The sequence below is a fragment of the Natrinema pallidum DSM 3751 genome (genome assembly GCF_000337615.1).
Lineage (GTDB): Archaea > Halobacteriota > Halobacteria > Halobacteriales > Natrialbaceae > Natrinema > Natrinema pallidum.
Genome location: NZ_AOII01000065.1, coordinates 1 through 554, shown reverse-complemented (window position 1 = coordinate 554; position 554 = coordinate 1). Strand labels below are relative to the sequence as shown.

Below are 554 nucleotides of genomic sequence, written 5' to 3'. Positions count from 1 at the left end.
CCAACTACGAGCGAGGACACGATCCAGGACGTGAGATGCTCAAGCTATGAGTTGGATTCTATGACACGCTCCGCTGGGGAAGTTTCACCACAACGCCCGCGTTACGGACAGCACTCCTAAATCGTGCGTATTGTGGGTTGGTAGGGTGACCGATCGCGAAGAAGATGTTCGCATCGACAAGGACATCCTTCTCAGCCGATAGTGGATTTGCGTGACCCATCGAACGGACTCACTCGTGCGGCTCTGACTTCGCTGGGGCACCATCTGCGCCGTCAAGATCAGGAAGCTCCATCTGGTCGGCGACATCGGGAAACAGATACTCGAAGAACGGGTCATGTTCTCTCCCAACAGCGAGTGCAGGCTGAAGCGCATAGATGATCATCATCGCCTCAGTCTCCCGAACATCGATATCGGTGGCGACCATTCGCTGGGTTGTCTTCCCCGCGAAATGGAGCCCTGCACCCCTTAGTGCAGCGATGAGTTTTCCAGTTCCGTAACGGTCCAAGAAGTAGTCGATGTCGTCGTCAACCTCCTGGAGTGCAAGCGCATGCAGG

The 554-nt window shown here is 55.6% G+C and carries 1 protein-coding gene; it reads right to left on the bottom strand.

Translation table 11 applies throughout. The features are described from left to right. Nucleotides 1–229 precede the first annotated feature (229 nt). The coding region (locus C487_RS09545) for a DUF7437 domain-containing protein (protein ID WP_152422496.1) at nt 230–554 on the bottom strand (325 nt) is incomplete at its 5' end.